Below are 25,749 nucleotides of genomic sequence, written 5' to 3' on the forward strand. Positions count from 1 at the left end.
TGCGTATGCCCTAGCGCTTGACCCCCAGTTCGTCCTCCACCTCGCCGATGGCCACATCCAAAACGTGGCAGATAGCATCCACCTCGGACTTGGTGATGCACAGAGGCGGCGAAAGGGAGATGACATCGGTGTAGGGGCGCAGGTAAAGGCCCTCCCGCAGGAACTTGCTGTAGAAGCGGTCGCGCAGGTTGGCCTCCGGGGGCCAGCGCTCTTTGCTCTTACGGTCGCGCACCAGTTCTATACCTGCCAGAAGGCCTTTGCCCCGCACATCGCCGATAATGGGGTGGCGCTCCTTCAGGTCCTCCAGTTGCTCGAGCAGGTAGCGCCCCATGCGTGCCGCGTTCTCCACCAGTTTCTCTTTCTCCAGGATCTCCAGGTTCTTCAGGGCCGCTGCGGCCGCGACAGGGTGACCGCCAAAGGTGAGGATATGGCGGAACTGGGTTTTCTCGGAGCCGATGAAGGGTTCCACGATCTCCTTACGGGCGATGACCGCACCCATCGGGATATAGCCCGAGGTGATGCCCTTAGCCACGGTCATAATATCGGGCTGGATACCCCAGTGCTGGATGCCGAACCATTTGCCCGTGCGCCCGAACCCACAGATGACCTCGTCCACGATGAGGACGACGCCGTACTTATCGCAGATCTCGCGGATGCGGGGCCAGTATTCATCGCCCGGCACGGCGACACCTGGGGGTGCGGCGATAGGCTCCCCGATGAAGGCGGCAACGGTCTCGGGGCCGTGAAAAAGGATGAGGTCCTCCACCGCCTTGGCGCACTTCTCGGCGCATTCGGAGGGGGATTTGGCCCCGAACTCGCAACGATAGGGCAGGGGTTGGGGTGCATACAGCATCCCCGGATAGGCGGGCTCATAATCGGAACGGCCGGCAGCAGCCCCCATCCCGCCTCCCAACCACATGGCAGCACCCGTAGCCCCGTGGTAGGAGTGCTTGCGGGAGATGATCTTGTAGCGCCCCCGTTCGCCCCGCCGCACATGGTAGGCGCGGGCCAGTTTGAGAGCGGTCTCCACGGCTTCGCTTCCCCCGCTTACAAAAAAGCAGCGGGTGAGGTTCGGGGTGATTTGGGCGAGTCTCTCCGCCAGCAAGATGGTGGGCACGGTGGTGGTGCCGGCAGGATGGTATGTGAGTTTGAGCATCTGCTGATAGGCGGCGTCGGCCACCTCTTTGCGCCCGTAGCCGATGTTCTTGAGCCAAAGCCCCGCGAGGCCGTCGATATACTCCTTCCCGGTGATGTCCTTGACCTTAACCCCGTGCCCCTCGACAAAAATGCGTGGTTCCCCCTTTTCGGCCATCTCCGAAGGCTCTCTTAAGTAGATCCACAAATACTCCAAAGCGGTGCGACGCAGATGTTCTGCGTCCATCTGGTACTCGGGAAGGGTTGCAGTTTCTGCAACGGGGCCCCTCCGCGTGGGACGGCGTGCCATACCCCCTCCTTGCGTAGTCTGTGCCGGACTTGTGGCTTATGTTACACTCTCCTTCGCCTTCTGTCCAGGGCATGGTATAGTTTATGGACAGCCCCTTGAAGGGGATCAGAGGGGGCGGGGGGATTGTGCCCACCGTGCACGAGGTGAAAAACGGTTTTCAAGAAGGTCAAGGTGTGTGGGCAGGCGCGGGTGCTCGGAAGGTGGGGGTGGTGGTCTTCCAGCGAAGCGTGGAGGGAGGCCTGCGATATCTGCTTTTGCAACGCCCCGCCCGTAAGGGGGGATGGTGGACACTCATCACCGGCAGTGTGGAGGCGGGGGAGACCTTTGCCCAGGCCGCCTGTCGGGAGACACGGGAGGAGACAGGGATTGAAACCTTCCTTACGATGGTAGACCTTGGCTATACCCACACCTTTCATGCCAGAGGGCGCACATATATAGAGCCGTACTTCGCTCTGGAGGTGCCTGCCCAGAGCACCGTCCGTCTCAGTTTTGAGCATGTGGCGTATCGTTGGGCGACCCTGGAGGAGGCCGTCGGCCTGGTGCACTGGCCTCATTGGGCGGAGGTGCTGCGCCTCACGGCACAGAGAGTTGCGTCAGATTCCTGAAGGTCTATGCGCGTGGATGCCCATACCCACATCCTCCCTCCCTCAGTCCAGAATCTACGGGCCTATTGGGTTGAGCGGGATGCAACCTTCGCCCAGCTGTTTGCTCACCCCCGCGCCCGCATGGCCGGGGTGGAAGACCTCCTCGCAGCCCTGGACAGTGCCGAGATGCATAGGGCGGTGGTGGCAGGAATGGGGTGGACAAACTTGGCTCTTGCTCGCCAGTGCAACGACTATATTTTGGAATCCTATGCCCGTTGGCCCCAGCGCCTTATCCCCTTTATATCGATCAACCCCCTATGGGGTGAGGAGGCTTTGCGGGAGGTGGAGCGGTGTGCTCAGGGTGGGGCACGGGGTGTCGGGGAACTGCACCCCGACCCCCAAGGGTGGTGGGACACGGACGCCGATGCTTATCTGCAAGCGTTAGCGAGTCTCCTGCGCCAGTATCGCCTTATCCTCCTAGTGCACGCTTCGGAGCCGGTGGGCCACCTTTACCCAGGCAAGGGGAAGACCACCCCCGACCGCCTCCTGCACATTCGTCGCGTTTTTACGGGCATCCCTATCGTGTTTGCCCATATGGGGGGCGGATTGCCCTTTTACACCCTGATGCCCGAGGTAGCCCAGGCGCTACAAGACACCTATTTTGATTCCGCTGCGACTCCCTTCCTCTATACCCCGCGTGTGTATCGGAGTGTGGTAGACCTGGTGGGCGTGGAGCGTGTCCTTTTCGCCACCGATTTCCCCTTGTTGGGCTATCCCCGTGCCCTGCGCCACTTGGCGGAAGGGGGCCTTACACCCCAGGAACAGGCTCTCGTGCTCGGCGGTAATGCTTACCGCCTCTTGCATTCCCACGAGAGTAAGTGAGCCCTCATCTCGCCCCAACCCTTGCCGGCCAAGAATGCTATCATCCTTTTTAGGAGAGTAGGGGATGGGTGAGACCTTGCGCCTCTTTGTCGCTCTGGAACTCCCCGAGGCTGTCCAGCAGGCTCTGGCCTCGGTATGGACACCTCTGCGCAGGACGGAAAGGATGGTGAAGTGGGTAGATCCCGAGGGCATCCACGTGACCCTAAAGTTCCTTGGCGATGTGCCCGTTGAACGGCTTCCGATGCTCACCGAGCAGCTGAGCAGGGCTGCCCAGGCGTGTGGACCCCTGGCGTTTCGGGTGTCCAGGGTGGGGGCCTTTCCCTCCCTGGCTGCCCCACGGGTGCTATGGGCGGGCCTGGAAGGGGATCTGGAGTCGCTAGGTCGGCTGCAGCAGGCTGTGGAGCACGGCACCGTCTCGCTCGGTTTCCCCCGGGAGGAGCGTCGCTTCACCCCCCATCTGACCATAGGGCGCGTGCGGGAGGGCCTGCCGCCCCACGAGCGCCGGCGTATCGGGCAGGCCTTCGGACAGGTGGATCTGCCCCCCGACCTTTCCTTCGGCGTGGGGCGCTTGAGCCTAATGCAGAGTACCCTCACCCCCCAGGGGGCCCGTTACCGCTGCCTGAAGACCTGGCTCCTGGGTCAATCCCGCTCCACCTAGGGGCAGGCACAGCCGTATCTTGCTATCATGGTTTTCAGACGCGGAGAGCGCAAGGCGCCGAATGCCTTTATCCACCGCCCTTCTCACCCGTTTAGAGGCTCTGGCACAACGCATGGAGGCGCTGGAGCGGGAACTGGCCACGCCGCACGTGGCTCAAGACCCCCAGCGCCTTTCGGCATTGGCCAAGGAGCGGGCGTCTTTGGAAGAGGTGGTGGGCTTGTACCGCTCCTATCAGCGTGTTCTCAAAGACCTCGGCGAGGCCCGCGCTTTAATGCGGGAGAGCGAGGACGAGGCCTTACGCACCCTGGCCAAGGAGGAGTCCCAGCGCTTGGAGCAGGAGCAGGAGCGCCTGGAGCAGTCTCTGCGCCTTGCTCTTCTGCCTCGCGACCCCAACGACGAGCGGGATGTGTTCGTCGAGATTCGGGCAGGAGCCGGTGGGGAAGAGGCAGCCTTGTTTGCCGCCGATCTGTTCCGTATGTATGAACGCTATGCCCAGAGGAAGGGGTGGAAGGTCAGCGTGGTTGACCGCAACGAGACGGGCTTGGGTGGCTTTAAAGAGATTATCTTTGAAGTGCGGGGCAAAGGGGCCTACAGCCACCTGAAACACGAGTCAGGCGTGCACCGTGTGCAGCGGGTGCCGGTCACCGAAGCCAGTGGACGCATCCACACCTCCACCGTGACGGTGGCTGTGCTCCCCGAGGCGGAGGAGGTGGATGTACACATCAACCCCGAGGACCTGCGCATAGAGACCTTCCGCGCCGGCGGACACGGGGGACAGAATGTGCAAAAGGTTGAGACCGCCGTGCGTATCACCCATATCCCCACGGGCATCGTGGTCTCCTGCCAAGAGGAGCGCTCCCAATACCAGAACCGCCAGCGGGCCTTGCAAATTCTTCGGGCACGGCTTTACGAACTGGAGCGTCGGCGGCGTGAGGAGGAGGTGGCCGCCCAGCGCCGTCTGCAGGTGGGTACGGGCGAGCGCGCCGAAAAAGTGCGCACCTACAACTTTCCCCAGGACAGGGTAACCGATCACCGCGTCGACCTAACGGTGCATAACTTGCAGGCTGTCCTAGATGGGGAGCTAGACCCCCTCATTGACGCCTTGATGGCTCGGGAGCAGGCCCAGCGTTTGGAGCAAGTGTTAGCCTCTGCGCCTGCCCCTCCCGACGGGTGATAATGCCCTATACGACGGTTCGCCAGGCCTGGGCACACCTTCGCCGAGCCCTGGAGGACATCGGCTCACCTGATGCACCACGCGAGGCGGAACTACTCCTAACGGCCTCCTTGGGATGGGATACGGCTCGTCTGCTTGCCCACCCGGACGCTTGGGTGCCACCAGAGGTTCGGGAACGTCTTTTCGCCTGGCTGGCGCGCCGCTGGGCCCGGGAGCCGGTCCCCTACATTCTGGGGGAGTGGGAGTTTTACGGTCAACGCTTGGAGGTCTCGCCAGCGGTCATGGTGCCCCGCCCAGAGACCGAGGCCCTTGTGGAGTCCGCCCTTGCCTGGGCGGGAAAGCATTTCCCTAATGGGCGAGGCCTGCGAGTGGCGGACATCGGCACGGGGTCAGGGGCTATCGTTATAGCCCTGGCTTTGCACCTCCGCCACGCCGTTTTTTACGGAGTAGACGCTTCTGCCCCGGCCTTAGAGGTGGCGCGGCGCAATGCCCGTCGCTGGGGAGTGGAGGAGCGCATCGTGTTCGTCCACGGAGACTTGGCCCAGCCCCTCCCCTGTCCTGTCCATCTCATCACAGCCAACCTCCCTTACATCCCCTCGCCCCGCCTCGCCCATCTGCAGCCAGAGGTGGCTCGCTGGGAGCCGCGCATGGCTTTGGACGGAGGGCCTGATGGTACTGCCCTGCAGCGCCGTCTCCTCACTCTGGTGCAAGAGAAGTTGTGCAGCCCGGGACTTTTGCTCTTGGAGATGGACCCGGAGCAAGCGTTCCTGTTGCAGGAGGAGGCCCAACGCTATCTCCCTGGTGCCATGATTGCTTTTGACACCGATGCTGCTGGCACCTGCCGGGTGCTCCGGGTAGAGAGGGGGAGTTAGCGTTTCTTCCCGGCCGGCTTAATGACCAGCACCGGTACCCCTGCCTGGCGAATGACCGTTTCGGCGACACTTCCGAACACCAGGCGGCTTAGGCCACTACGCCCGTGGGTGGAGATGGCGATCAAATCGGCCTGCCCCTCTCGGGCGGCGGCCACAATTTCCTCCCCCGCATCTCCCCGTCGCACCTGGGTGGAGACCCGGAGACCTTTGCGGCGCAGGCGCTCAGCGGTGTGCTCCAGATACGCTTTGGCCCGCTCTACTTCGGCCTCCATAGCCTTGGTCAGGGCCTCAATGTGGGCGGGGGGGTAGGGGCCGACATCTGGTCCTCCCGCCAGACCCATATTGAGCACCTGGTTCACGAGGGGCACCACCTGCACCAGTGCCACCTCCGCCTGACAGAGAGAGGCGAGGGTCTCGGCGTGAGGAAGGACCTCCTCGGCTAAAGGCGAGCCGTCTAGGGGCACAATAATACGCTTGTATGCTCCCATTATCCCTCCTTGTAATGCCTATGCCCATGTAGGATACCGCATCGTTTCGCGCAACGCGCCGATGCGGAGAGATGCGCCCCGGCAGATTCATCTCGGCCGAGGGGAGTGGCTCCCTTCCGCTTGGGTTCCTGTGTCTTTTTCACTGGGAACTTCCGCGGACACGGAGAGGGGCACTGCAAAACTGAAGGTACAGCCGCGCCCCGGATGGTTGACAACCCATATGCGTCCCCCGTGCAGTTCTACCATCCCTTTGGCGATGCTTAGCCCGAGCCCTGTTCCACTCGTGGATGTTTCGGAGGGTGCAGAGCGGGGGTGCCGATATGCTTCAAACAGATAGGGTAAATCCTCCGCTGGAATGCCCCCACAGGAATCGCTCACGCTGACGACAGCATCGTCCTGCTCGCGTCCCAGGCGAAGGGTGATAGTGCTCCCCGCAGGGGAATACTTGTGGGCGTTGCTCAAAAGGTTCACGAGCACTTGTACGAGGCGTCGGCTGTCTACTATGCCGACCATAGGCTCGGGGGGCATATCTACCACCAGGCGCTGGCGCTTGGCTTCGAGGGAGGGCGTGATGATGTGGACCGCCTCCTGAACCACTTCTTGCAAAACCGTGGGAGATCGCTCCAGGGCCAGCTGTCCACTGCGCACCTTCGCGAACTCCAGCAAATCATTAATCAACTGCTCCAGTGTGCGCACACTCCGCTCCACATTGTTCAGCAGGCGGCTGCGGGCTGGGGAGGTGGGAGTAGGCTCGGTCTCCTTCAGAAGGCCCAAGGCCGCCTTAACACTGGTAACAGGCGTCTTCAACTGGTGGGAGATCATCCCCAGGAAGTCGGTTTTCATCTTGTCCAATTCCTGCAGGCGCTTGACCTGCTCCCGTTCCAGGGCAAACAGGCGGGCATTTTCCAACGAGATGGCGACTTGCTGGGCCACGGTGAAAAGCATGTCCAGTTCCGCCTGGCTGTAGCGCTCCCGGCCTTGGCGCGGCCCCAGGGCCAGCACCCCGGTCAGCCCGCTGGGGGTGCGGAGGGGAATCAGAATGCGCACATCCCACTCCTGCAGTTTTCGCCGTTCCTCTGGGGGCGTGGTGTGCAGGGCAGGGAGGGTATCAATGTGCCGTCGCCAGAGGATGCGCCCCTCGTGTGCCAGCCAGCGCACCACAGGGGAGGTGGCGGAAAGGGACGGCCCTTCCCCCTGCACGGGGGCGAAGTCCCCTTTGGGTGTGGGGAACAACAGCCAGACCCCTTGCGCACGGAGGGCGATGCGAATAATCCGTGTCAGGCTTTCCACCAAGTGGGGGAGGTCCACGATGCTCTGGGAGGTAGCGGCGAAAGTGCGTAGCAGGCGCAGATAGTCATACCGTCGGCCATACAGCCAGCGGTCGGCCACCTCTTGCAAGTAGCGCTGCAAGGGCTGAAAGGCCAGAGCCAGGACAAACAGCAGCAGAATTTGAATGGCGAAGGAGAGCCCCACCTGGCGCGCCAGCCACCGGCTTACTGCCAGTAACACCAGCAGGTATAGGCCGGCCACGGCTGCACTCGTGAGGAGATAAACTGCCCCCCGCTGGGCCGCCACTTGCAGGTCCAGTAAACGGGTGCGCATCACAGCGATGGCGGTAGCAATGCTAAACAGGAAGTATCCCACCATACCCAGGGGTATTGTCATAACCCCTACAGCGGTTAGATAGTCGGTTGCGATGCCGGCTAAAGCAACCACAGCCCCCACACAGAGGTACAGATACCGATTGCGTTCATCCACCGCCTCGGTCTGCTGATAGGCGGAGAGGAGGACCGCCATCCCCGCTACCACCACCAGTTGATGAGCCACCATCCAAGGCACAAAAAGGGGGCCGCCCACAGGCCCCCATCCGGAGGTGTGAAAAACGACGCCCTGCACCACCCAAGGACTGGGGCCCAAAGCGGACAAAACGGCCAAAAGGCCATACAGGGGCCAAACCTGCGCCACACGGGTGATACGCCTTGTGAGCAGGAGCACAAAGTGAAGCCAGGACACCCCAATAATCGGGAAGAAGGCGAAGGCGACCCGTTGCCACAAGAGGGCACTCTCGTTTGAAGGGCTTGCCCGCACAGCGAAAATGAATAGAGACCAAAAAGCCATCGCTCCCAGGAAGAGGGCGAAAAGGTAATATAAACCCGTCTTGCGGGGAGCGCGCAAGACCATGAGGAGGAGAGTGACATTAAGGGCCAGCGTTACAGCCGGGGGGGTTAAGTAGAGAATGCTGCGCAACCACATACGGCCTTACTGCAAGCCGGGTCGCTTGGGCTGCGGGCTCACGAGTTGGCATATGCACACGCCCACTCTCTCCTGCCTGAAGAATGGCTCACACAAACAAGCTACCCCAGGAAAAAAGACGAGTCAAGGTGCTTTGCCACACACAAATCAGCAATTCCGCTCCCCCATTCAGTTTGTGGCGGCAAGGCGGTATTGAGAGGTTAAGAAGGTCCTCCCTCAGGGCGCGGCATATTCTCTCTAGAGCCGTTCTCTGCTGGCTTAATGAACTTGTAGCCCGCCTTCCATTCGGTTACGATCATTCGCGGCTGTTGAGGGTCATCCCCCAATTTTTGGCGCAGGTGCTGGATGTGTACTTTGAGGTAGTTGGAGGCATCCGCATATTCGGGACCCCACACTTTGGTCAGTATCTCCTGATGAGGCACGACCTTGCCCGCATTTTTCACCAGAAGAGCCAAGATATTGAACTCGGTGGGGGTGAGTTTGACTCGTCGTCCCTCTACCCACACCTCTCGGGCAGCAAAGTCCACCTTCACCCCACCCGCTTCGAAGGTGGTCTCCTCTGCGGGAGCAGGGGTAGCGCGGGCGCGACGCAACACCGCCTGCACCCGCGCCATCAGTTCTATGTGGCTGAAAGGTTTGGTAATGTAATCGTCGGCCCCGGATTCCAGGGCTCGGGCGATATCGGTGTCGGCGTCCCGCACGGTTAACATAATGATAGGCACCTGAGAGACAGCCCGGATCTGCCGTAGCACCTGGAAGCCGTCCATAACGGGCAAGCCCACATCCAGGATGACCAAATCGGGCGCTTCTTCTTTCAGCAAGCGCAAACCTGTGGGGCCGTCCGATGCCGAAAGCACCGTGGTCCCCGGCCACCGCAGTTCAAAGCAGAGGGAGACGACCTCTACAACTTCGGGCGTATCGTCTATGACCAGCACCTTCATGGCTGTCATGGTCATTGTAGCACATGAAAACTGCCCTCGCGGGCAGAGTGATGCGAGCGCCCCCCTATCGTATGCCCGAATCTATGGGGATCAGGTGCGGGGATGGAGCAAAGCCATAAGGGTGTTGATATCCGCCAAAGTCTCCACACTATCCACTTTCTGCGCTACTGCCTCGACCTGTTGAGGGGGAAGCACCCCTCGGGCGCAGTCCTGGAACTTCTCCATTAAGTCCCGGTGGGAGAGGGGGCGTTGCGGGGTGCCCCGAGATACCTCGGCCATACGGGACAGAATGCGTCCATCGTTCAGGTGCACCTCCACCCGGGCACGGATGCGGGCAAAGCCCAGGGCCTCCAGTTCCGGGTCCAGGTAAGCCTCCACCTTCGAGAGGAAGTCCTGCACCTCACGACTCTGGACCACCTCATCCCGAAACTCTTGGAGACCTGCCTGCCTCCGCAACACTAAGATGCCCAGCATAAAGGGGATGGAGAACTTGGCTTGCAGGGCGTTCTGGGGGCGGGCATAGCGGAGAGCGGACAATACATTGCTTGTGGTGCCCAGGCGTATCTTGGCCACCTGCTGGGGGCGCAGGTCGTGCTCCAGCACCAAGTCCCGCAAGGTGTCCATGGCCGGGTGCAGGAGGGAGCCACAGGGGTAGGGTTTCACCGAGACGCCCGGGTCCAGGATGGCCCAGGGGCTGCCCAACTTCCCCGTCAGGAACTGGGGATCAGCCCCACCTCCCGCTACCTGAAAATAGCCCCACGGGCCGTCCAGAGCATTGGGGTCGGCGGTGAAGCCCAGGGAGGCCAACCGCGCAGCGATGAGGCCGTTCTGAGCGGCGGCTCCCGCGTGGTAGGGCTTGGTCATGGTGCCGAAGTTGGCACGAATGCCCGAGGCTTTGGAGGCGGCAATGCCCAGGGCCATGCGGGTCTGCTCGGGGTTCAGGCCCAACAGCACCGCCCCCACGGCTGCGGCCCCGAAAGTGCCGAAGGTGCCGGTGGAATGGAACCCTTGCTGGTAGTGGCGAGGGTGGATGGTCTCTGCCAGTTTGCACTCCACCTCGAAGCCAATGCAGAAGGCGTGAAGCACCGCCTGCCCATTGGCCGCCAGTTCCTGCCCTAAAGCCAAGGCTGCGGCCAGTACAGGGACAGTGGGGTGGGTCAGCAACCCATACACCCTGCTGGGATGCGAGGCCAACTGGGTGTCGTCGTAGTCTAGGGCGTGTCCGCTGACGCCGTTGGCCAGGGCAGCCAGTTCGGCGTGGGTGGTCATACTGGTACCGATGACGGTGGAGCGCCCGGGTGTCCCCAGCCCTTGCAGGTACCGTTGGAGGATAAGGGAGCAGGGCTCGGTGGAGCCCGCCACCATCACCGCCAGTCCATCCAACCAGCACCGTTTCGCCTCCTGGCGAACGGCAGTGGGCACCGCCTCCCAAGGGGTGGTGCAGATGAACTGGACCACCTGGCTGGTGAGGGTGCTGTCAGGGGTAGGGGCGTGAGCCATCCAGTGCCTCCCTTTATGGAATTTGCATGGTTCATATAATATACTGGCTTGTAATCCCTTGCGCTGAGGTGCATGCAGTGGAGGGAGGTGTAGAGTGGACAGCCGACCAGGGGGATGGAAGCGTGTGCTCTGGGGAAAACAGGCTCCAGTCGTCTGGGCCGTTGTGGCGTTGGGGGTGCTGGGTGCTCTGCCTGTGGTGGCGGGTCTGACCGTGTTGGCCCAGGTGGGTGGGCCATATGAGGTGCGATCCAGTGTCGTGGGTGCAGGTGGGGGGAACAGCACAGGGGGGCCTTTTTCTCTGCAGGGTACCATTGGCCAAGTGGACGCAGGCCAGATGGTGTCGGGGACTCTAGAGGTGCGCGGCGGATTCTGGCCACGGGTTACTCTCCCTACACCGACGCCCCCACCACCCCCTCCCAAGCCCTCCGGGGCTGACCTGGCTGTCTTCAAGTCTGCCAGCCCCGACCCGGGGCGTGTTGGCCAGAGCCTCACCTATACCATCCTGGTAACCAACGCCGGCCCCGGCGTGGCCACGGGCGTGCTCCTAACCGATACCCTTCCCAGCACGGTCAATCTGGTGTCCATAAGTGCGAGTCAAGGTTCCTGTATCGGCGTAGGGAGTGTAACCTGCAACCTGGGCAACATAGGGGCGGGGTTTAGCGCCTCGGTAACCATTGTGGTGCAGCCTACGGCGGCGGGGAAGGTGAGCAATACCGTGCAGGTGTGGACCTCCACGCCTGATCCCCAGACCAGCAACAACCAGGCGACCATCACCACCACCGTGAACCCCTAGGGGAGGAAAAAAACCTGGGGGTGGGGATAGTGTTCCCACCCCCAGTGCGGCGCATCGGGGAGCGTTCTCTACCCCGCTGGGCTGGGCGCGGTGAAACCCTCCATAGCCAGGAGGCGATTGAGGGCGTTGGCATAGGCGCGGGCGCTGGCCACCAGGATATCGGTGGACGCACCCCTCCCTGTGTACACACGCCCATTGTGTTCCACGCGGACCGTTACATCGCCCATGGCATCTAGGCCCTCCGTGATGGAGCGGACGCTATATTCCACCAGTTTGGGCTTGAGGCCCACCACCTGGGCGATGGCGTTGCACACCGCGTCCACGGGGCCGTTGCCGGTGGAGGTCTGCACCCGCACCGTGCCATCGGGGCCGGTCATGCGCACCGTGGCGGTAGGCACATCGGCGGTGCCGGTGTGCACCTGCACATGATCCAGGGAGAAGGCGACCGTTTCCCCCACCCGCCGATGCTCCGCCATCAGAGCCTCCAAGTCCCGATCGGTTACCTCGGGTTTGCGGTCGGCCAGGGCCTTGAAGTCCTGGAACACCTTGTTCAGCTCCTCCGGCGTGAGTTTGAAGCCCAGGGCCTCCAGGCGCGCCTTGAGGCCGGCCCGTCCACTGAGTTTGCCCAGGACGATCTGGCTGGCCTGGGGCCAACCAATGTCGGCGGGATCCATAATCTCGTAGGTCTGGCGCTCCTTGAGCACTCCGTCCTGGTGGATCCCCGAGGCGTGGCGGAAGGCGTTCAGGCCCACGATGGCCTTGTTGGGCTGAATGGGGAAGCCAGTGACCTCACTCACCAGCCTGCTGGTCGGATAAATCTCCCGCGTGTTGATGCCTGTGGTTACCCCGAAGTAGTCCTTGCGGGTGTGCAAGGCCATGATGATCTCCTCCAGGGAGGCGTTGCCCGCCCGCTCGCCGATGCCGTTGATGCACCCCTCCACCTGGCGCGCCCCGGCCTTGATGGCCGCCAAGGAGTTAGCCACGGCCAGGCCCAGGTCGTTATGGCAGTGGACACTCACCACCGCCTTATGAATGTTGGGCACGCGCTCAAAGACGCTGCGCACCAGTGCGGCGAACTCGGCTGGGATAGCATAGCCCACAGTGTCGGGGATGTTCACGGTGGTCGCCCCGGCCTCTATGACGGCTTCAAAAAGGGCATAGAGGAATTCGGGCTTGGTGCGGGTGGCGTCCTGGGCGGAGAACTGCACATCCGAGCAGTACTTCTTTGCCCGCCTTACAGCCTCCACCGCCATCTGCATGACCTCTTCCCTGTCCTTGCGCAGCATGTGGAGCATGTGAATGTCCGAAGTGGACAGGAACACGTGAATGCGGGGGTGGGCGGCCTCTTTCAACGCCTCCCATGCTTGGTCCACATCCTGGGGGTGGGCGCGGGCTAAAGAGGCGATGATGGGCCTGCGCACCTCTCGGGCAATGGTCTGTACTGCCCTAAAGTCGCCCGGGGAACTGGCGGCGAAGCCCGCCTCGATCACATCCACTCCCAGACGGTCCAACTGTTTGGCGATCTCCACCTTCTCCTCAACGGTCATGCCAGCCCCGGCAGCCTGCTCGCCGTCGCGCAAGGTCGTGTCAAAGATGATGACGCGGTCTACCATGTCTCTCCTCCTGATGTGTGGTGAAGGTCTTGCACAGGGTATGCCTCGTCCGACGCACGGGAGAAGGCAAAACCCAAAAAGGGGAAAGTAAGGGGAGAGGACGGCCTACGGCCGCCCGAGGGCTAGAGGAGAATAGCGCAGTGCGCCCAGGGAAGCCCTGCCATGACCCCCCTGTGGCGGCGAACTGCGCTGGGGACCTCCTGGTGGATGCTATGAACAGCCATCGCTAACTACACTACCATCAACACCGGCATCTGTCAATAGGGGGCCCGGGCTCGCCTGTCCATCCCCCCTCCTGGGGAGGAGGGTGCTCTCCCCCTGGTGGCGAATGAGTGCCACCAAGGCGCTGGCCACATTGGGACCTTGCCCGAGATCTAGAAGTTCCCCGCCAGCCACCGCCGTTCAAAAAGCACCTTGGCCCAGTGCCACCACCAAGCGGGGGGACGGAGGCGGATGTTGGGGAAACCCTCTTGAGTGTAGAAGATGCCCGACACGAAGCCCGCCTTGCCATAGCCCGTCTCCAAAAAGCAGGCCCCGTAGCCGTTGAACTGGGCCTGTTGGCCTCCCGCGATGGCGGACACCAGGTTCCGGGCGACGATTTTCCCCTGGGCGTGGGCGAACACCCCCGCCTTGGGAAGGGCAAAGCCCGTGGGAAGAGGTATGATGGTCACATCGCCCAGCGCATAGACATTCGGATGCTGAGTGCGGAGAGTGCCTTTGTCGACGGGCACCCAGCCCCTCTGATCGGTGAGGCCGGCGGCGCGCACCACCGCCGGCGCCTGATGGGGCGGGATAGCGATAAGCAGGTCGTATTCGGCCTGGGCACCGTTTTCAAAGGTGAGCACCCGCTTGTCGGGGTCCACTTTCGTCCAGCGGTGGCCTGGGACGAAGCGAATATTCCTCTGCTGGAGCATGCCCAGCAAGGCCTGCCCCGCCGCCGGCCCCGCCGCCTGTAAAGGCGTGGGCTCCGGGGTGTAAATGGCCACCGACGAGATGGTGCGCGCTCCCTTCTTGTGCAGCCAATAGTCCATCAGCAGGGCCAGTTCATAGGGCGCAGGGGGGCACTTGTAGGGGACGGACGGGATGACGATCGCCACCTTGCCCCCCGCGAAGGTGCGCACCGCGTCCCGCAGCCGCACGGCTTGGTCTAGCTCATAGAAGCTGTAGGCTGTGGGGAACAGGCCGGGAGCGGCCTCATAGGCCAGCCGTGCTCCCAAACTGACCACCAGGTAATCGTAGCCGATAACTTTTCCATCAGCCTTGACCGCCCCCCCTTTCAAGTCTATCTCCTCTACTGTGGCCTGCACCAGGTCCACACGCTTGTCCACCAGAAGGCGCAGGGGACGGCAAATCTTCTCGGGCTCACGCCATCCGAAGATCAGCCACAGAAGGGAGGGGGCAAAGCAGTGGCGGTCTTTCTGCTCCACCAGCACAATGCGATGCTCCGCAGGGAGCCAGCGGGCCAAGTATTTGGCAGTGGTGAGACCGCCTACACCTCCGCCCAAGATGACAACGGTCTTGCCAGGCATGGCACCTCCTTACAAGCGCACGACACGGATGGTGAAACGGTTGCTGGGCACAAAGGAACAGACATACTGGTGGACGCCGGGGTTCTGGAAACGATAGGTGAGGGTCTGCCCCGGCGGCACTTTGAAGGGGCCAACCCAGTGGGCCACCACATCCTCGTTCCGGAGGACAAGGGTGTCCCGGTAACCGAGCACCAGGGTCAACTCCTCAGGGAACTCCACGTAGACGGGGAAGTCTTCGGTGCGGCGCAGGCGCTCGGCTGTGCCCCTCGGCACCACGATGCGCACCTCGCGCCCCACCTGTTCCAAGGGGATGGTGATGCGGTCGTCGGTGGGTCGGGGGATAGGAGGGGGAGCCGTCCGCTCCAACAAGATGAACACTACCCCCTGCAGCACCAGTGGCAACACCAGAAAGAACCCTATCCCCACCGCCAGGGGGAGCCAGCGGCGCCGGGACCTCCTCTGAGCTTCGGGCGCGCCAACGACAACCTGCTCCATAGCCCCCCTCTGCCCGTGCCTACTGGGCACGCACTTCTACCGCCACATGCAGGGTGCCTGCCTTCTCAAACTTCAAGTCCAGGTGGAACTGATCGCCAGGCTTTAATTCCTTTTTGAGGTTCAGGAGCATGATGTGCTTGCCCCCGGGCTTCAGTTCCAGGGTCCCCCCGGCGGGCACCTCAAAGCGATGAGCGGCGTGCATGCGCGCTATCCCACCCTCCATCATGGTCTCGTGTAGTTCCACCTTGCCTGCAGTTTCTGGGGCCTCCGCACCTATGAGCGCGTCGGGGGCGGTGCCCGTGTTGCGGATGACCATGTAGGCCGCCCCTGCTCCCGCCATCGCAGGCGATGGGCGTGCCCACGCCCCTTCAATGACTATGGTTGTTGGTTTAGGAGTGGGTGTAGGAGCAGCCGCCCGGCACGCCCCTAGCACCACAAGGAGGCCCAACACTGCCAGCACAAGAAGACCATTGCGCACACTACCCCCCTTTGAGCAAGTGACGGATGTCCTGGACGACATAGCGTATCTCGTCCCCTTGCATCCCGAAGAACGGGGGAAAAGCGAGGCGCAAGCGCCCCGCGGGGTCTATCACGAACACAAAGGCGGTATGGGCCACTGTATAGCCCCCCGCCGAGCCGATGTCTTCTTTGTAATAGCGGACGCCATAGGCGTTGGCCACCAAAGCTACCTGCTCGGGTGTTCCCGTCAGGCCGATGTAGCGGGGGTCAAACCCTTTGACATAGGTGCGGAGCCGCTCGGGGGTGTCCCGCTCCGGGTCGACCGACACAAACACGAACTGCACTCGCTGGGCGTCGCCGCCCAGACGCTCTAATACCTGACGGACGGCGACCAAGGTTGCAGGGCACACATCGGGGCAGTGGGTGTAGCCGAAGAACACGAGCACTACTTTGTTACGGAAGTTTGCCAGGTGGAAGGGGTTGCCCTCGGTATCCGTCAGGGCCAGGTCGGGGGCAAGGTGTGGGGGGGTAAAAGTAGCACCGTAAAAGGTATAGGGCGGGGAGGCGCGCACCTGTAGGGCCAGGGCCGTTCCGATTGCCCCCAACACCACGATGGCTGTCCCCACCAGGACGAAGATGCGGGAGCGCATCGTTACCCCCCTCACAAACTATTATATTCCAACACCCCCCGCACAGTAAGGTGGGGATCTGACGCACTGCCCTCCTGCCTAGACCTTGACAGTGAGCACTGCCTGGCATAGCATAGGCCTGGCCCATATCCCCAAGGGTTCCCCCGGGCACGGAGGCGAGGATGAGCACCATCGTGCAAGAGTTCGTGCGCAAACACCCCAAGTCTGCCGAGGCCTATCAGCGCTCTAAAACCATCTTCCCTGGCGGTGTTACCCACGACACCCGTTATCTCACCCCCTTCCCCCTCTTCATCACCCACGCCTCCGGCTCCCGCAAGTGGGACTTGGACGGCAACGAGTATGTGGACTATGTGATGGGGCACGGGGCGCTCATCTTGGGCCATGCCCATCCCAGCCTGGTGCAAGCCGTAACGGAGCAAATCCGTAAGGGCACCCATTTGGGTGGCAACACCTTGGAGGAGATCCGCTGGGCTGAGGCTATCCGCCGTCTCATTCCTTCAGCCCAGAAGGTGCGGTTCCACTCCTCGGGGACCGAGGCGACCATGATGGCGGTGCGCCTGGCCCGCGCCTACACAGGGAAGAAGCGCCTCATCAAGTTCGCCGACCACTTCCACGGGTGGAGCGATGCCCTTTTGCCCTCGGCGGGCACTGCCCCCGGCGGCATCCCCGAGGAGACCTGGGCGACGGTGACCGTGCTCCCTCCCAACGACCTGGCCTTGGTGGAGAAGACCATCCGGGAGAAGGGGGATGTGGCGGCGGTGATTCTGGAGCCGACGGGTGCCCACATGGGGCAGTACCCTGTGCGCCCCGATTTCCTACGGGGCCTGCGGGAGGTTACCACCCGGTATGGGGTGGTGCTTATCTTTGACGAGGTGGTCACGGGCTTCCGCACGGCGAAGAACGGTGCTCAAGGGCGCTTCGGGGTGCTCCCTGACCTTACGACCCTGGCCAAGATCGTGGCAGGGGGGCTCCCCGGGGCGGCCGTGGTGGGTAAAGCGGAGATTCTGGACATGATCCAGCATCGGGGCGACCCCGATTGGGATACCCGTCAACGGGTGGGACACCCCGGCACCTTCAATGCCAACCCCCTGTCGGCCGTTGCAGGAGCCACCTGTTTGGAGCTGCTGGCCTCCCAACCCATCAACGAGCACGCCGAGCGCATGGCCGAACGTTTGAAGCGGGGTATCCGTGCCCTTCTGCAACGGATGGAAGTGCCCGGCTGTGCCTTTGGAGTAGGGGCGTTGGTGGAGTTGACCCTGGGCGTCCCCCACGATTGCCCGGGCGACTTCTGCCCCCTGCCTTTAGACCAGGTCAAACAGGCCACCCGTCCCGCCCTGCGCCAGGCCCTGCGCCGCGCCATGCTCAACAACGGCGCAGACCTTATGGGTGGAGGGCGCTTCATCCTGTCGGGCGTGCATACAGAACAGGACATCGAGATCACCCTGGACGCCCTGGAGCGCTCCTTACGGGCCCTGCGGGCCGAAGGACTGGTGTAAAACGCTGGAGATTGGTTGCCTCGGGACGCCCCCGAACCCCTCCGCTAGGTAGGAATAATCGGAAGAAGAACGTGGGAGGGACGGGAGGTGTCGTGCCAGAGGGTGTTCTCGGCCACGGTCCAGCGCCGTTCCTGCCCTAGGGGGTCGCCCGTATTAGGGTTGACATCAAACCGAGGGAAGTTGCTGGAGGAGATGTCCACCCGAATGCGATGCCCCGCCTTGAACAGGTTGCTGGTGGGGTAGAGGGGGATGACCAGTTCGTAAATCTCCCCTGGACGCATCAGTTCGGCCGGTCCCCGTTTGCCGTTGCGGTATCGGCACCGCAGAATGGTGTCTGTGAGGAGCAGGGCATACCCCTCCGGGTAACTGGCGCTGGGGGGGTAAACATCTATGAGTTTCACGGTTACATCGGTGTCCACGGCTGTGGAGGAGAACCACAGGCGGGCGGTCATGGGCCCTGTTACCTCCACATCCCGCTCCAGGGGTGGGGTCTGGAACACCAGCACATCCGGGCGGGCCGCCAAAGGCAGGTAGGGGGGCTTACAGCCGTAGAACTGGGGGCCCGTGCGTTGGTCATACCCCCCAGCGGGGGTGATCGGCTCCCGCCGCAGACTACCAGGAATCAGGCGTAGGTCTACTCCCGGAGGTAGAGGCTTGAGGTAGTCCAAGGAGGAAAAGTTGCCCCCAATGGTGGGCACAGGGTCGCGGGGATCAAAGCGGTATGTGGTGCAGGCGCGCTCCTCTTGAGGACGATGAGGGGACAATAAGCCATTAGGATGGAAGTAGAAAGGCGTATACCGCGTGCGGGCGAGGGGCCACTCCTTTTCGGCGCGCCATCGTCCCCCGTGCTCCAGGCGCCCCTCCCGTGTCTTCGTCCCGCTCCCGCCACCCATCACGAAGATCTTCACCGGGGGATCGTCCTCGGCCCCGTTGGAGATGCCTTTCACCCACCGGTCCAACCAGCGCAGGCGAAATGCCTCCACGCTGGGTAAAGCAGCCGCCTCGCCAAACTCCACGTCGCCCGCAAAGGAGACCTCCAACGTCCGCTCCCCGTGCGTCCAAGGGCCCATGATGACCTTGATGGGGCCTTTTTTGGCCTGGGCCAGGGCTTGGTAGGCCTCTAGGGTGGCCCGTGTGTAAGAGTCGTACCACCCGCCCGAAAGGTAAACGGGCACATCGGCGAAAGTCTCCAGGTATTCCTCTATGGCGAAGCCGGGTTGTTTCCAAAACTCGTTGTAGTCGCCCTGGGTATAGATGGCGAAGAGCCACTTTTCATAATTGGGCACCAGGGTAAGGGGGGAGAGACCGGGACGCAAGGGCAGGCGCTGAAGCCAGTCGCGGAAGTCGGCACGGGCCAGGGCTTGGTCTACCCATGCCTGGCTCTTGAGCGCCGTGTTGTGGTTGATGGCGGCGTGCCAGAAGGCCCACGCCATAAAGCGCAGTTCAAAGGCACCGTTGTGGCGCACCGAGGAGGTCCAGGCATTCCACCCCCCCATATTCGGGAGCATGCAGGCCAGCCCCGGCGGGCTCTGGGTGGCCAAGCCCATTTGCGTCCAAGCCATATAGGAGGTGCCGAAGGTGCCGATTTTGCCGTTGCACCAGGGCTGGCGCACCAACCAGGCGAGGGTGTCGTAGCCATCGGCCGCCTCCTGGGCCAGGAAGAACAACTCCCCCTCGGAGGCAAAACACCCCCGACAGTCCTGCAGCACCGCCACGTAGCCCTGCTGGGCGTAGAAGACACCGTGCCGTTCCCGTCGGTCTGGGTCGCTCTTGTTATAGGGGGTGCGCTCCACAACCACAGGCCAGGGGCCTGGGAGGGGCTGACCGTTGCGAGCCGGGAAATAGATATCGCAGGCCAGATGCACCCCATCCCGCATGGGCACCCGCACATTCTGGGCGACGAACACCTCATATTGGGGTGGAGGAACGAACTCCGTCATCGTGCCGGCTCCTTTTGCGTTGACGCAGCGATGCTACTGTATCAGGTTGGCATTGTCCAGGCAACGGGGATGCCCACTATGCTACACTGATTGGGGGAGAGAAACATGCCGGCGCGTGTGTTGAACGGTGCCCGCATCGCGGAGGAGATTCGCAACGAGGTAGCTGAGGGGGTGCGCCGTTTCCAGATGGCCCACGGTTTCCCCCCGGGATTGGCGGCGGTACTCATCGGCGACAACCCTGCCTCGGCCATCTATGTGCGCAACAAGCAGAGGGCCTGCCAAGAGGTGGGCATCTACACCGAGACTTTCACTTTGCCCACGATGGCCAGTATCCAGGAGACTCTGGCTCTCATCCAGCGCCTGAACGGTGATGCCCGCTTCCACGGCATCCTCGTCCAACTGCCACTGCCGCCCCATCTGGACGAGCGCAAAGTTTTGGAAGCCATAGACCCGAAAAAGGATATTGACGGCCTGCACCCCTTCAATGCGGGGCGTCTGCTGGCGGGCACGCCGGTGTTTGTGCCCTGCACGCCGGCCGGGATTCAGGAACTCCTCCTGCGGAGTGGATATAGCCCCGAGGGCCAGCACGTGGTCATCTGCGGGCGCAGTAACATCGTGGGCAAGCCCCTGGCTGTCTTGCTGATGCAGAAGACGAAGGGGGCCAACGCCACGGTAACCCTGTGCCACACAGGCACCCGCGACCTGCCCGCCATTACCCGTCAAGCGGATATCTTGGTGGCTGCCATCGGCCAGCCCCGCTTCATCAAGGCTTATATGGTCAAGCCGGGGGCGGTGGTGGTGGATGTGGGCATCAATCGTGTGCCCTCACCGAGCCAGCCGGGGCGGAGCATCCTGGTGGGGGATGTGGACTTTGAGGGGGTGGCGGAGCGCGCCGAGGCGATAACTCCCGTGCCGGGGGGTGTCGGCCCCCTCACCGTTGCTATGCTATTAGTGAACACCCTGAAGGCAGCGCGCTTGGCGGTGCACGGGGAGGTGTAGAACCTGCAATGGCTTCCTTGGAGCCTTTGGCCCGTCTGCTCCTGTTGGCAGGCATCGCTTTAGTGGTATTTGGGGGGCTCCTCTACCTGGTGGCCAAGGGCGGGGTGCCTTTTGTGGGGCGCTTGCCCGGCGACTTTTTCGTGCAGAAGGGGCGGTTCACCTTCTACTTCCCTTTGGCCACCTCCCTTTTGGTGAGCCTCCTATTGACCCTGGTGCTGACCCTGGTGGTTCGGTTTCTGGCCCGCTAATGCGCACCAGCGAATTTGATTACTACCTCCCGCCCCACCTGATTGCCCAGGAGCCTGTGGAGCCCCGTGACCACTCCCGTCTGATGGTGGTGGAGCGGGCGACGGGGCGCATCCGCCATCGGCGTTACTTTTACGAGATCGCCGAGGAACTGGCCCCTGGCGACTTGCTGGTGTTTAACGACACACGGGTAGTGCCGGCCCGCTTGTACGGCAAAAGGGCCGATACTGGGGGGGCGGTGGAGCTGCTCCTGTTACAGCGTCTGGAGCCGGGGCGCTGGCACGCCATCGGCCGCCCGGGACGCCATCTGCGCCCGGGGGCTCTGCTCCTGTTCGGGGAGGGGGAGCACCACGTGCGCGTTACAGTGCAAAAAGATGTGGGGGAGGGAGTGCGGGAGGTGCTCCTGGAGGGGGAGGAGTATCTGGAGCAGGTGGGCCGGGTGCCCTTGCCTCCCTACATCCACAAGCCTTTGACCGACCCCGAGCGCTACCAAACGGTATTCGCCCGTCAGCCGGGGAGTGTGGCGGCCCCCACGGCAGCTCTCCACTTCACTCCTACCCTCATGGAACGGCTCACCAGTAAAGGTGTGCACATCGCTTTTGTAACACTGCACATCGGCCTGGATACCTTCCGCCCGGTCCGCACCGAGAATCCCCGAGAGCACAAGCTGCACGGCGAACCCTTTACCCTTCCCCCTGAAACGGCACAGATTATTGCGAAAACTAAAGAAAACGGACGGCGCGTCGTGGCCGTAGGCACCACCGTCGTGCGGGTGTTGGAGCACGTGGCGACGGCCTACGGCCAGGTGCGCCCGGCCAGCGGGTGGGCAGACCTGTATATTTTACCGGGGTACCAGTTCAAGGTGGTGGATGCCCTCGTGACCAACTTTCACCTCCCTCGCACCACGTTGCTGATGCTGGTATGCGCGTTTGCGGGGCGCGATCTGGTTTTGCGGGCTTACCAGGAGGCGGTGCAGGAGGGGTATCGCTTCTACAGTTTCGGCGACGCCATGTTTTTGGACGGGGCCCCACAGGGTGCACCGCATCCTCTAGAAGGGGAGCACTGTCAGCCCCCGTAACAGCCCCGCTAGAATAAAAAGAGAGAACACCCCCAGGCTGTGGAGGCCTTATGCCCGAGACCATCTCTTACAGCGACTTGCGGCGCGGCACGGTGATTGAACTGGACGGGGAGCCGTATCAAGTGGTGGAATGGAAGCATGTGATTATGCAACAGCGCACCCCCGTTCTCTCCTTGAAACTGCGCCACCTCAAAACGGGACGCGTTTTGGAACGCAACCTCCCCGGCTACACCCGTCTGGTTCTGGCAGAGGTCGAGACCCGCGAATCCCAATACCTCTACTATGATGGGCACAACTATGTTTTTATGGATACCGAGACCTACGACCAATTCCCCCTCACTGCCGACCAGGTGGGAGAGGGTGTCCAATATATGAAGGAGGGTCTTCCCGTCAAAATTGTCTACTACCGGGGCCAGCCCGTTGCCCTGGAGCTTCCGAACTTCGTGGAACTGAAAGTAACTGAGACCTCTCCTGCCTTCAAGGGGGATACGGCCCAATCGGGACGCAAGCCCGCCACCTTGGAAACGGGCGCGGTCGTCAAAGTCCCCATGCACGTGAAGGTTGGGGACATCATCAAAGTGGACACCCGCACGGGTGAATATATCGAGACCGTGTCGTAGGGATTTTTGGACGGGGGAATGGCTTGCCCGTCTATACGGTCTCCCAAGTGGCCCGCTACCTCAAGGACACCTTGCAACGGGACGCTCTGCTCGGCGACTTATGGGTGCAGGGGGAGGTGTCCAACCTCCGCACCACCCCCACAGGCCACACCTTCTTCACTTTGAAAGACGCCACCGCAGCCCTGCGCTGTGTGGCCTTTAACCGCATCCTCGGAAGCCACCTGTTGGAAGACGGGCAGGAGGTGCTGGCTTACGGGCGTATCTCCTTTTACGAAGCGCGGGGTGATGTGAACTTTTATGTGGAAGTGGTTCGGCCTGTGGGAACGGGGGCGTTGGCCCTGGAGTTCGCCCGCCTGAAGAATCGCTTGGAAGCGGAGGGCCTCTTCGCTCGCAAGCGCCCCCTGCCCCCTTTCCCTCGGCGTATCGGCGTGGTTACTTCCCCGATGGGGGCGGTGTGGCACGATATCCAAACCACCATCCGCAAGCGCTACCCCATCGTGGAGCTGGTGCTGGCCCCTTGTCAGGTGCAAGGGGACGGTGCAGCGGACACTATCGTGGAGGCCTTAGAGGCCCTCGCCCGGGAGCCGGGTATAGACCTGGTCATTGTGGCGCGGGGTGGGGGGAGCCTGGAGGAGCTGTGGCCCTTCAACGAGGAGCGGGTGGCACGCGCCATCTTCCGCTGTCCTTTTCCGGTGATCACGGGGATCGGCCACGAGACCGATACCACAATTGCTGACCTGGTGGCAGACGTGCGCGCCCCTACGCCCACCGCCGCCGCCCAACAGGCTGTCCCCGACCGCACCGATTTGCTTCATCGCATAGACGCTTATTGGAAACGGGCGCAAGCCCTTTGGCACCGACGGCTCATCCAGGCCTCTCAGGGCCTGGAAGCCCTTACAGCGCGCCTGGTCCGTTGCGCACCCGATACGCACGCGCCCCGCCAGCAGGTGGACACCCTCCTGCGCCACGCGTACCGCGCTCTGGAGCGGTCGCTACGGTCCCGACGCATGGCTCTGAATGCCCTCATGGCGCGTCTGGAGGCTTTGAACCCTCGGCGCGTTTTGGAGCGGGGCTACGCCGTGGTTACACGTCGCGGGGAGAACCGCCCCATCACCCATCCCCGCCAGGTGGCGTCCGGGGATGCCCTGACAGTGTGGGTAATGGGGGGTGCCTTCGGGGCGCGGGCAGAGGGGTAACCCTGTATGCTATGATGAGCGTGCAAGAAAACAACCATGCCCCAGGAGAAGGCGCGCCCCGAGCCCCGCACCTTTGAGGAGGCCTTCGCCCGTCTGGAACGTATCGTCCAGCGTTTGGAGCAGGGCGACCTCTCTTTAGAGGAGAGCACCCAACTGTACGAGGAGGGAATTTCCCTGGCTCGCTTGTGTAACGAACTGCTCAACCGCGCCGAACTGCGCATCTCCCGCCTGCAAACCTCCTACGGGGAGCAGCTGCGCCTGGCCGAGGATTCCCCCACGCCCAATGACGAGGAGGAGGATGAAGCCCCACCCGATCAAGGCTGACTTCCATATGCACACGCGCTTCTCCCCCGATTCGCAGACCGCCCCCCAGCGTTTGGTGGCACGGTGCCAGGAGCGGGGGCTGAACCTGGTCGCCGTAACCGACCATAATACCATCGCGGGTGCACACGCGGTCGCCCGTATAGCCCCCTTCCCAGTGATCATCGGCGCGGAGGTGAAGACAGCGGATGGCGACCTGATCGGCCTTTTCCTTCAGGAGGAGGTGCCGAAGGGTCTTTCCGCTGTGGAGACGGCCAAGCGCATCAAGGCCCAGGGGGGGCTGGTCTTCCTCCCCCACCCCTACGATACTGTGCGCCGCTCCGTCATGCGCAAAAGTGTTCTGCCTGACCTCCTCCCCCTTGTGGATGCGGTGGAGGGGTTCAACGCGCGCAATGTGTTCAGCGGGGCCAATACTCGTGCCTTGACCCTGGCGCGGGAGCATCGCAAACCCATCGTGGCCGTGAGCGATGCGCATCATCCCCTGGAAATCGGGAAGACCTACACCCTTCTGCCCTTTTATGAGGGGACGCCGGAAAGCCTGCTGATGGCCCTGCGGGAGGCGGTGTTGGTCTGTCGCCCCTCGTCGCCCCTGGTGCATGGCCTGACGGTGTGGAGTAAGGTTCTCCGCCGTTTGGGGGTGGCCTGATGATAGAACTGGGGTGGTTCTCCACGGGGCGCGGAGAGGGCTCCCGCGGCCTCCTGCAATCGGTTGTTGAAGCCATCCAGAGGGGATACTTACAGGCGCACATCCGCTTCGTGTTCTGCAATCGGGAGCCGGGGGAGCACGAGGGCAGCGACAGGTTTATGGCCCTGGTGCGTTCCTATGGTATCCCCCTGCTGACTCTGTCCTCCCGCCGCTTTCGGCGCGAGTGGGGGGCCGCGACTTTTGATGCCGTCCGCGCTGACTATGACCGCGCTGTGTTACGCCTCATAGAGCCGTTCAACCCCCAGTTGGTGGTGCTGGCGGGGTATATGCTCATCGTGGGGCCCGAGCTGTGTCGACGCTATCCTATGCTGAACCTGCACCCCGCCCTCCCTGATGGCCCTCAAGGCACCTGGCAGGAAGTCATCTGGGCTCTTATCGCCCAGAATGCCACGCACAGCGGGGCTATGGTTCACCTGGCCACAGAGGAGGTGGATAGGGGGCCTGTTGTGACGGTGGTGCGCTTTCCCATTCAGGGTGGCAGGTTTGCACCCTTGTGGGAGCAGGTGCGGGGCCTGACGGTGGAGGAGATGCGCCAGCGGTGGGGGGAGGCGTTGCCCCTCTTCCAAGCCATCCGCCAGGAGGGGGTGCGTCGGGAGCGCCCCCTTTTAGTGGAGACTTTGCGTGCTTTCGCTGAAGGCCGTATCCGGCTGGTGAACGGGAGGCCAGTGCGGGCCAATGGGCAACCTCTGCCCTTGTGCTTGGACGAGGCGGTGGAGCGCGCTTTGGCGTCTGGGGTGCAGGGGGGGTAAGGAATCAGCGGCGGCTGGAGCGGGCTACCTCCGTAGCAGTTGCCCCCTCATTAAGGGTCTCCC

Annotated in this window: 26 protein-coding genes; 15 read left to right on the forward strand and 11 right to left on the reverse strand. The window is 62.7% G+C overall.

Annotation, left to right across the window (positions count from 1 at the left end; translation table 11 throughout):
* Positions 1-10: 10 nt before the first annotated feature.
* Positions 11-1,444: an aspartate aminotransferase family protein gene (locus NZ951_00670; GenBank protein ID MCS7206444.1), complete on the reverse strand. Its 1,434-nt coding sequence runs from the start codon at positions 1,442-1,444 to the stop codon at positions 11-13.
* Positions 1,445-1,527: 83 nt separating this feature from the next.
* On the opposite strand from NZ951_00670, the gene NZ951_00675 reads away from it, so the two are divergent.
* From NZ951_00675 to prmC, 5 genes are all read left to right on the forward strand, one after another.
* Positions 1,528-2,049, forward strand: coding sequence for an NUDIX domain-containing protein (locus tag NZ951_00675; GenBank protein MCS7206445.1), 522 nt, complete (start codon positions 1,528-1,530; stop codon positions 2,047-2,049).
* Between the two features lie 6 nt (positions 2,050-2,055).
* Entirely contained in the window at positions 2,056-2,910 is an 855-nt protein-coding gene (locus tag NZ951_00680) for an amidohydrolase (protein ID MCS7206446.1), read from the forward strand.
* Positions 2,911-2,974: 64 nt separating this feature from the next.
* Positions 2,975-3,568 (forward strand): RNA 2',3'-cyclic phosphodiesterase, encoded by a 594-nt coding sequence (gene thpR, locus NZ951_00685; protein ID MCS7206447.1) that lies wholly within the window; start codon positions 2,975-2,977, stop codon positions 3,566-3,568.
* Positions 3,569-3,629: 61 nt separating this feature from the next.
* Entirely contained in the window at positions 3,630-4,742 is a 1,113-nt protein-coding gene (prfA, locus tag NZ951_00690) for a peptide chain release factor 1 (protein ID MCS7206448.1), read from the forward strand.
* A gap of 2 nt (positions 4,743-4,744) precedes the next feature.
* Positions 4,745-5,614, forward strand: a complete 870-nt coding sequence (prmC, locus tag NZ951_00695; protein ID MCS7206449.1) for a peptide chain release factor N(5)-glutamine methyltransferase — start codon at positions 4,745-4,747, stop codon at positions 5,612-5,614.
* Here the strand turns inward: prmC and NZ951_00700 are convergent.
* The 4 genes from NZ951_00700 to NZ951_00715 form a co-directional block, all read right to left on the reverse strand.
* Positions 5,611-6,102 (reverse strand): universal stress protein, encoded by a 492-nt coding sequence (locus NZ951_00700; GenBank protein MCS7206450.1) that lies wholly within the window; start codon positions 6,100-6,102, stop codon positions 5,611-5,613. The two genes, prmC and NZ951_00700, sit on opposite strands and share 4 nt — an antisense overlap.
* Before the next feature lie 87 nt (positions 6,103-6,189).
* A complete protein-coding gene (locus tag NZ951_00705; protein MCS7206451.1) occupies positions 6,190-8,355 on the reverse strand; it encodes an ATP-binding protein in 2,166 nt (721 codons plus the stop codon).
* A 200-nt stretch (positions 8,356-8,555) separates the two neighbouring features.
* Entirely contained in the window at positions 8,556-9,311 is a 756-nt protein-coding gene (locus NZ951_00710; GenBank protein MCS7206452.1) for a response regulator transcription factor, read from the reverse strand.
* Between the two features lie 75 nt (positions 9,312-9,386).
* The gene (locus tag NZ951_00715; GenBank protein MCS7206453.1) at positions 9,387-10,796 is read right to left on the reverse strand and encodes an MmgE/PrpD family protein; all 1,410 of its coding nucleotides are present in this window, start codon (positions 10,794-10,796) and stop codon (positions 9,387-9,389) included.
* A 124-nt stretch (positions 10,797-10,920) separates the two neighbouring features.
* Between NZ951_00715 and NZ951_00720 the strand changes: the two genes are divergently transcribed.
* On the forward strand, positions 10,921-11,589 hold the full coding sequence (locus NZ951_00720) for a DUF11 domain-containing protein (protein ID MCS7206454.1): 669 nt from the start codon (positions 10,921-10,923) through the stop codon (positions 11,587-11,589).
* 68 nt (positions 11,590-11,657) lie between these two features.
* Here the strand turns inward: NZ951_00720 and NZ951_00725 are convergent, their stop codons facing one another.
* The 5 genes from NZ951_00725 to NZ951_00745 form a co-directional block, all read right to left on the reverse strand.
* On the reverse strand, positions 11,658-13,202 hold the full coding sequence (locus tag NZ951_00725; protein ID MCS7206455.1) for a 2-isopropylmalate synthase: 1,545 nt from the start codon (positions 13,200-13,202) through the stop codon (positions 11,658-11,660).
* A 374-nt stretch (positions 13,203-13,576) separates the two neighbouring features.
* Entirely contained in the window at positions 13,577-14,731 is a 1,155-nt protein-coding gene (locus tag NZ951_00730) for an NAD(P)/FAD-dependent oxidoreductase (protein MCS7206456.1), read from the reverse strand.
* A 9-nt stretch (positions 14,732-14,740) separates the two neighbouring features.
* Positions 14,741-15,226 (reverse strand): hypothetical protein, encoded by a 486-nt coding sequence (locus NZ951_00735; protein ID MCS7206457.1) that lies wholly within the window; start codon positions 15,224-15,226, stop codon positions 14,741-14,743.
* Between the two features lie 19 nt (positions 15,227-15,245).
* Positions 15,246-15,704 carry a copper chaperone PCu(A)C gene (locus NZ951_00740; protein ID MCS7206458.1) on the reverse strand — a complete coding sequence of 153 codons (459 nt, stop codon included), beginning with the start codon at positions 15,702-15,704 and terminating at the stop codon, positions 15,246-15,248.
* Between the two features lies 1 nt (position 15,705).
* Positions 15,706-16,335 carry an SCO family protein gene (locus NZ951_00745; protein ID MCS7206459.1) on the reverse strand — a complete coding sequence of 210 codons (630 nt, stop codon included), beginning with the start codon at positions 16,333-16,335 and terminating at the stop codon, positions 15,706-15,708.
* A 161-nt stretch (positions 16,336-16,496) separates the two neighbouring features.
* Here NZ951_00745 and NZ951_00750 point away from each other — a divergent pair, with 161 nt between their 5' ends.
* Positions 16,497-17,831 carry an aspartate aminotransferase family protein gene (locus NZ951_00750; protein ID MCS7206460.1) on the forward strand — a complete coding sequence of 445 codons (1,335 nt, stop codon included), beginning with the start codon at positions 16,497-16,499 and terminating at the stop codon, positions 17,829-17,831.
* A gap of 44 nt (positions 17,832-17,875) precedes the next feature.
* Here the strand turns inward: NZ951_00750 and NZ951_00755 are convergent, their stop codons facing one another.
* On the reverse strand, positions 17,876-19,771 hold the full coding sequence (locus NZ951_00755) for a CocE/NonD family hydrolase (GenBank protein MCS7206461.1): 1,896 nt from the start codon (positions 19,769-19,771) through the stop codon (positions 17,876-17,878).
* Between the two features lie 105 nt (positions 19,772-19,876).
* Between NZ951_00755 and folD the strand changes: the two genes are divergently transcribed.
* Genes folD through NZ951_00795 form a run of 8 tightly spaced genes read left to right on the forward strand, consistent with a single transcriptional unit; the run spans position 19,877 to position 25,686 of the window.
* On the forward strand, positions 19,877-20,770 hold the full coding sequence (folD, locus tag NZ951_00760) for a bifunctional methylenetetrahydrofolate dehydrogenase/methenyltetrahydrofolate cyclohydrolase FolD (GenBank protein MCS7206462.1): 894 nt from the start codon (positions 19,877-19,879) through the stop codon (positions 20,768-20,770).
* An 8-nt stretch (positions 20,771-20,778) separates the two neighbouring features.
* On the forward strand, positions 20,779-21,018 hold the full coding sequence (locus tag NZ951_00765; protein MCS7206463.1) for a DUF2905 domain-containing protein: 240 nt from the start codon (positions 20,779-20,781) through the stop codon (positions 21,016-21,018).
* On the forward strand, positions 21,018-22,094 hold the full coding sequence (queA, locus tag NZ951_00770; GenBank protein ID MCS7206464.1) for a tRNA preQ1(34) S-adenosylmethionine ribosyltransferase-isomerase QueA: 1,077 nt from the start codon (positions 21,018-21,020) through the stop codon (positions 22,092-22,094). Before NZ951_00765 ends, queA begins: the two co-directional genes overlap by 1 nt.
* 50 nt (positions 22,095-22,144) lie before the next feature.
* Positions 22,145-22,714 carry an elongation factor P gene (gene efp, locus NZ951_00775; GenBank protein ID MCS7206465.1) on the forward strand — a complete coding sequence of 190 codons (570 nt, stop codon included), beginning with the start codon at positions 22,145-22,147 and terminating at the stop codon, positions 22,712-22,714.
* Between the two features lie 23 nt (positions 22,715-22,737).
* The gene (gene xseA, locus NZ951_00780) at positions 22,738-23,910 is read left to right on the forward strand and encodes an exodeoxyribonuclease VII large subunit (GenBank protein ID MCS7206466.1); all 1,173 of its coding nucleotides are present in this window, start codon (positions 22,738-22,740) and stop codon (positions 23,908-23,910) included.
* Positions 23,911-23,946: 36 nt separating this feature from the next.
* Entirely contained in the window at positions 23,947-24,234 is a 288-nt protein-coding gene (gene xseB / locus NZ951_00785) for an exodeoxyribonuclease VII small subunit (GenBank protein ID MCS7206467.1), read from the forward strand.
* A complete protein-coding gene (locus tag NZ951_00790; protein ID MCS7206468.1) occupies positions 24,209-24,877 on the forward strand; it encodes a PHP domain-containing protein in 669 nt (222 codons plus the stop codon). Before xseB ends, NZ951_00790 begins: the two co-directional genes overlap by 26 nt.
* Complete coding sequence (locus NZ951_00795; protein MCS7206469.1) at positions 24,877-25,686, forward strand: hypothetical protein; 810 nt, start codon at positions 24,877-24,879, stop codon at positions 25,684-25,686. The genes NZ951_00790 and NZ951_00795 overlap by 1 nt, the downstream gene beginning before the upstream one ends.
* Positions 25,687-25,749: the final 63 nt, after the last annotated feature.

The organism is Dehalococcoidia bacterium (genome assembly GCA_025060295.1).
GTDB lineage: Bacteria > Chloroflexota > Dehalococcoidia > Lucifugimonadales > HRBIN23 > HRBIN23.

What these genes read in the sequence shown, in the direction of transcription:
- NZ951_00745 (MCS7206459.1), bottom strand. Translation starts at nt 16,335, where the DNA reads ATGCGCTCCCGCATCTTCGTCCTGGTGGGGACAGCCATCGTGGTGTTG.
- NZ951_00765 (MCS7206463.1), top strand. Translation starts at nt 20,779, where the DNA reads ATGGCTTCCTTGGAGCCTTTGGCCCGTCTGCTCCTGTTGGCAGGCATC.
- folD (MCS7206462.1), top strand. Translation starts at nt 19,877, where the DNA reads ATGCCGGCGCGTGTGTTGAACGGTGCCCGCATCGCGGAGGAGATTCGC.
- prmC (MCS7206449.1), top strand. Translation starts at nt 4,745, where the DNA reads ATGCCCTATACGACGGTTCGCCAGGCCTGGGCACACCTTCGCCGAGCC.
- xseB (MCS7206467.1), top strand. Translation starts at nt 23,947, where the DNA reads ATGCCCCAGGAGAAGGCGCGCCCCGAGCCCCGCACCTTTGAGGAGGCC.
- NZ951_00790 (MCS7206468.1), top strand. Translation starts at nt 24,209, where the DNA reads ATGAAGCCCCACCCGATCAAGGCTGACTTCCATATGCACACGCGCTTC.
- queA (MCS7206464.1), top strand. Translation starts at nt 21,018, where the DNA reads ATGCGCACCAGCGAATTTGATTACTACCTCCCGCCCCACCTGATTGCC.
- NZ951_00710 (MCS7206452.1), bottom strand. Translation starts at nt 9,311, where the DNA reads ATGACCATGACAGCCATGAAGGTGCTGGTCATAGACGATACGCCCGAA.
- NZ951_00670 (MCS7206444.1), bottom strand. Translation starts at nt 1,444, where the DNA reads ATGGCACGCCGTCCCACGCGGAGGGGCCCCGTTGCAGAAACTGCAACC.
- NZ951_00755 (MCS7206461.1), bottom strand. Translation starts at nt 19,771, where the DNA reads ATGACGGAGTTCGTTCCTCCACCCCAATATGAGGTGTTCGTCGCCCAG.
- NZ951_00725 (MCS7206455.1), bottom strand. Translation starts at nt 13,202, where the DNA reads ATGGTAGACCGCGTCATCATCTTTGACACGACCTTGCGCGACGGCGAG.
- NZ951_00705 (MCS7206451.1), bottom strand. Translation starts at nt 8,355, where the DNA reads ATGTGGTTGCGCAGCATTCTCTACTTAACCCCCCCGGCTGTAACGCTG.
- NZ951_00735 (MCS7206457.1), bottom strand. Translation starts at nt 15,226, where the DNA reads ATGGAGCAGGTTGTCGTTGGCGCGCCCGAAGCTCAGAGGAGGTCCCGG.
- NZ951_00675 (MCS7206445.1), top strand. Translation starts at nt 1,528, where the DNA reads ATGGACAGCCCCTTGAAGGGGATCAGAGGGGGCGGGGGGATTGTGCCC.
- NZ951_00715 (MCS7206453.1), bottom strand. Translation starts at nt 10,796, where the DNA reads ATGGCTCACGCCCCTACCCCTGACAGCACCCTCACCAGCCAGGTGGTC.
- NZ951_00750 (MCS7206460.1), top strand. Translation starts at nt 16,497, where the DNA reads ATGAGCACCATCGTGCAAGAGTTCGTGCGCAAACACCCCAAGTCTGCC.
- prfA (MCS7206448.1), top strand. Translation starts at nt 3,630, where the DNA reads ATGCCTTTATCCACCGCCCTTCTCACCCGTTTAGAGGCTCTGGCACAA.
- NZ951_00680 (MCS7206446.1), top strand. Translation starts at nt 2,056, where the DNA reads ATGCGCGTGGATGCCCATACCCACATCCTCCCTCCCTCAGTCCAGAAT.
- efp (MCS7206465.1), top strand. Translation starts at nt 22,145, where the DNA reads ATGCCCGAGACCATCTCTTACAGCGACTTGCGGCGCGGCACGGTGATT.
- NZ951_00730 (MCS7206456.1), bottom strand. Translation starts at nt 14,731, where the DNA reads ATGCCTGGCAAGACCGTTGTCATCTTGGGCGGAGGTGTAGGCGGTCTC.
- NZ951_00700 (MCS7206450.1), bottom strand. Translation starts at nt 6,102, where the DNA reads ATGGGAGCATACAAGCGTATTATTGTGCCCCTAGACGGCTCGCCTTTA.
- thpR (MCS7206447.1), top strand. Translation starts at nt 2,975, where the DNA reads ATGGGTGAGACCTTGCGCCTCTTTGTCGCTCTGGAACTCCCCGAGGCT.
- NZ951_00795 (MCS7206469.1), top strand. Translation starts at nt 24,877, where the DNA reads ATGATAGAACTGGGGTGGTTCTCCACGGGGCGCGGAGAGGGCTCCCGC.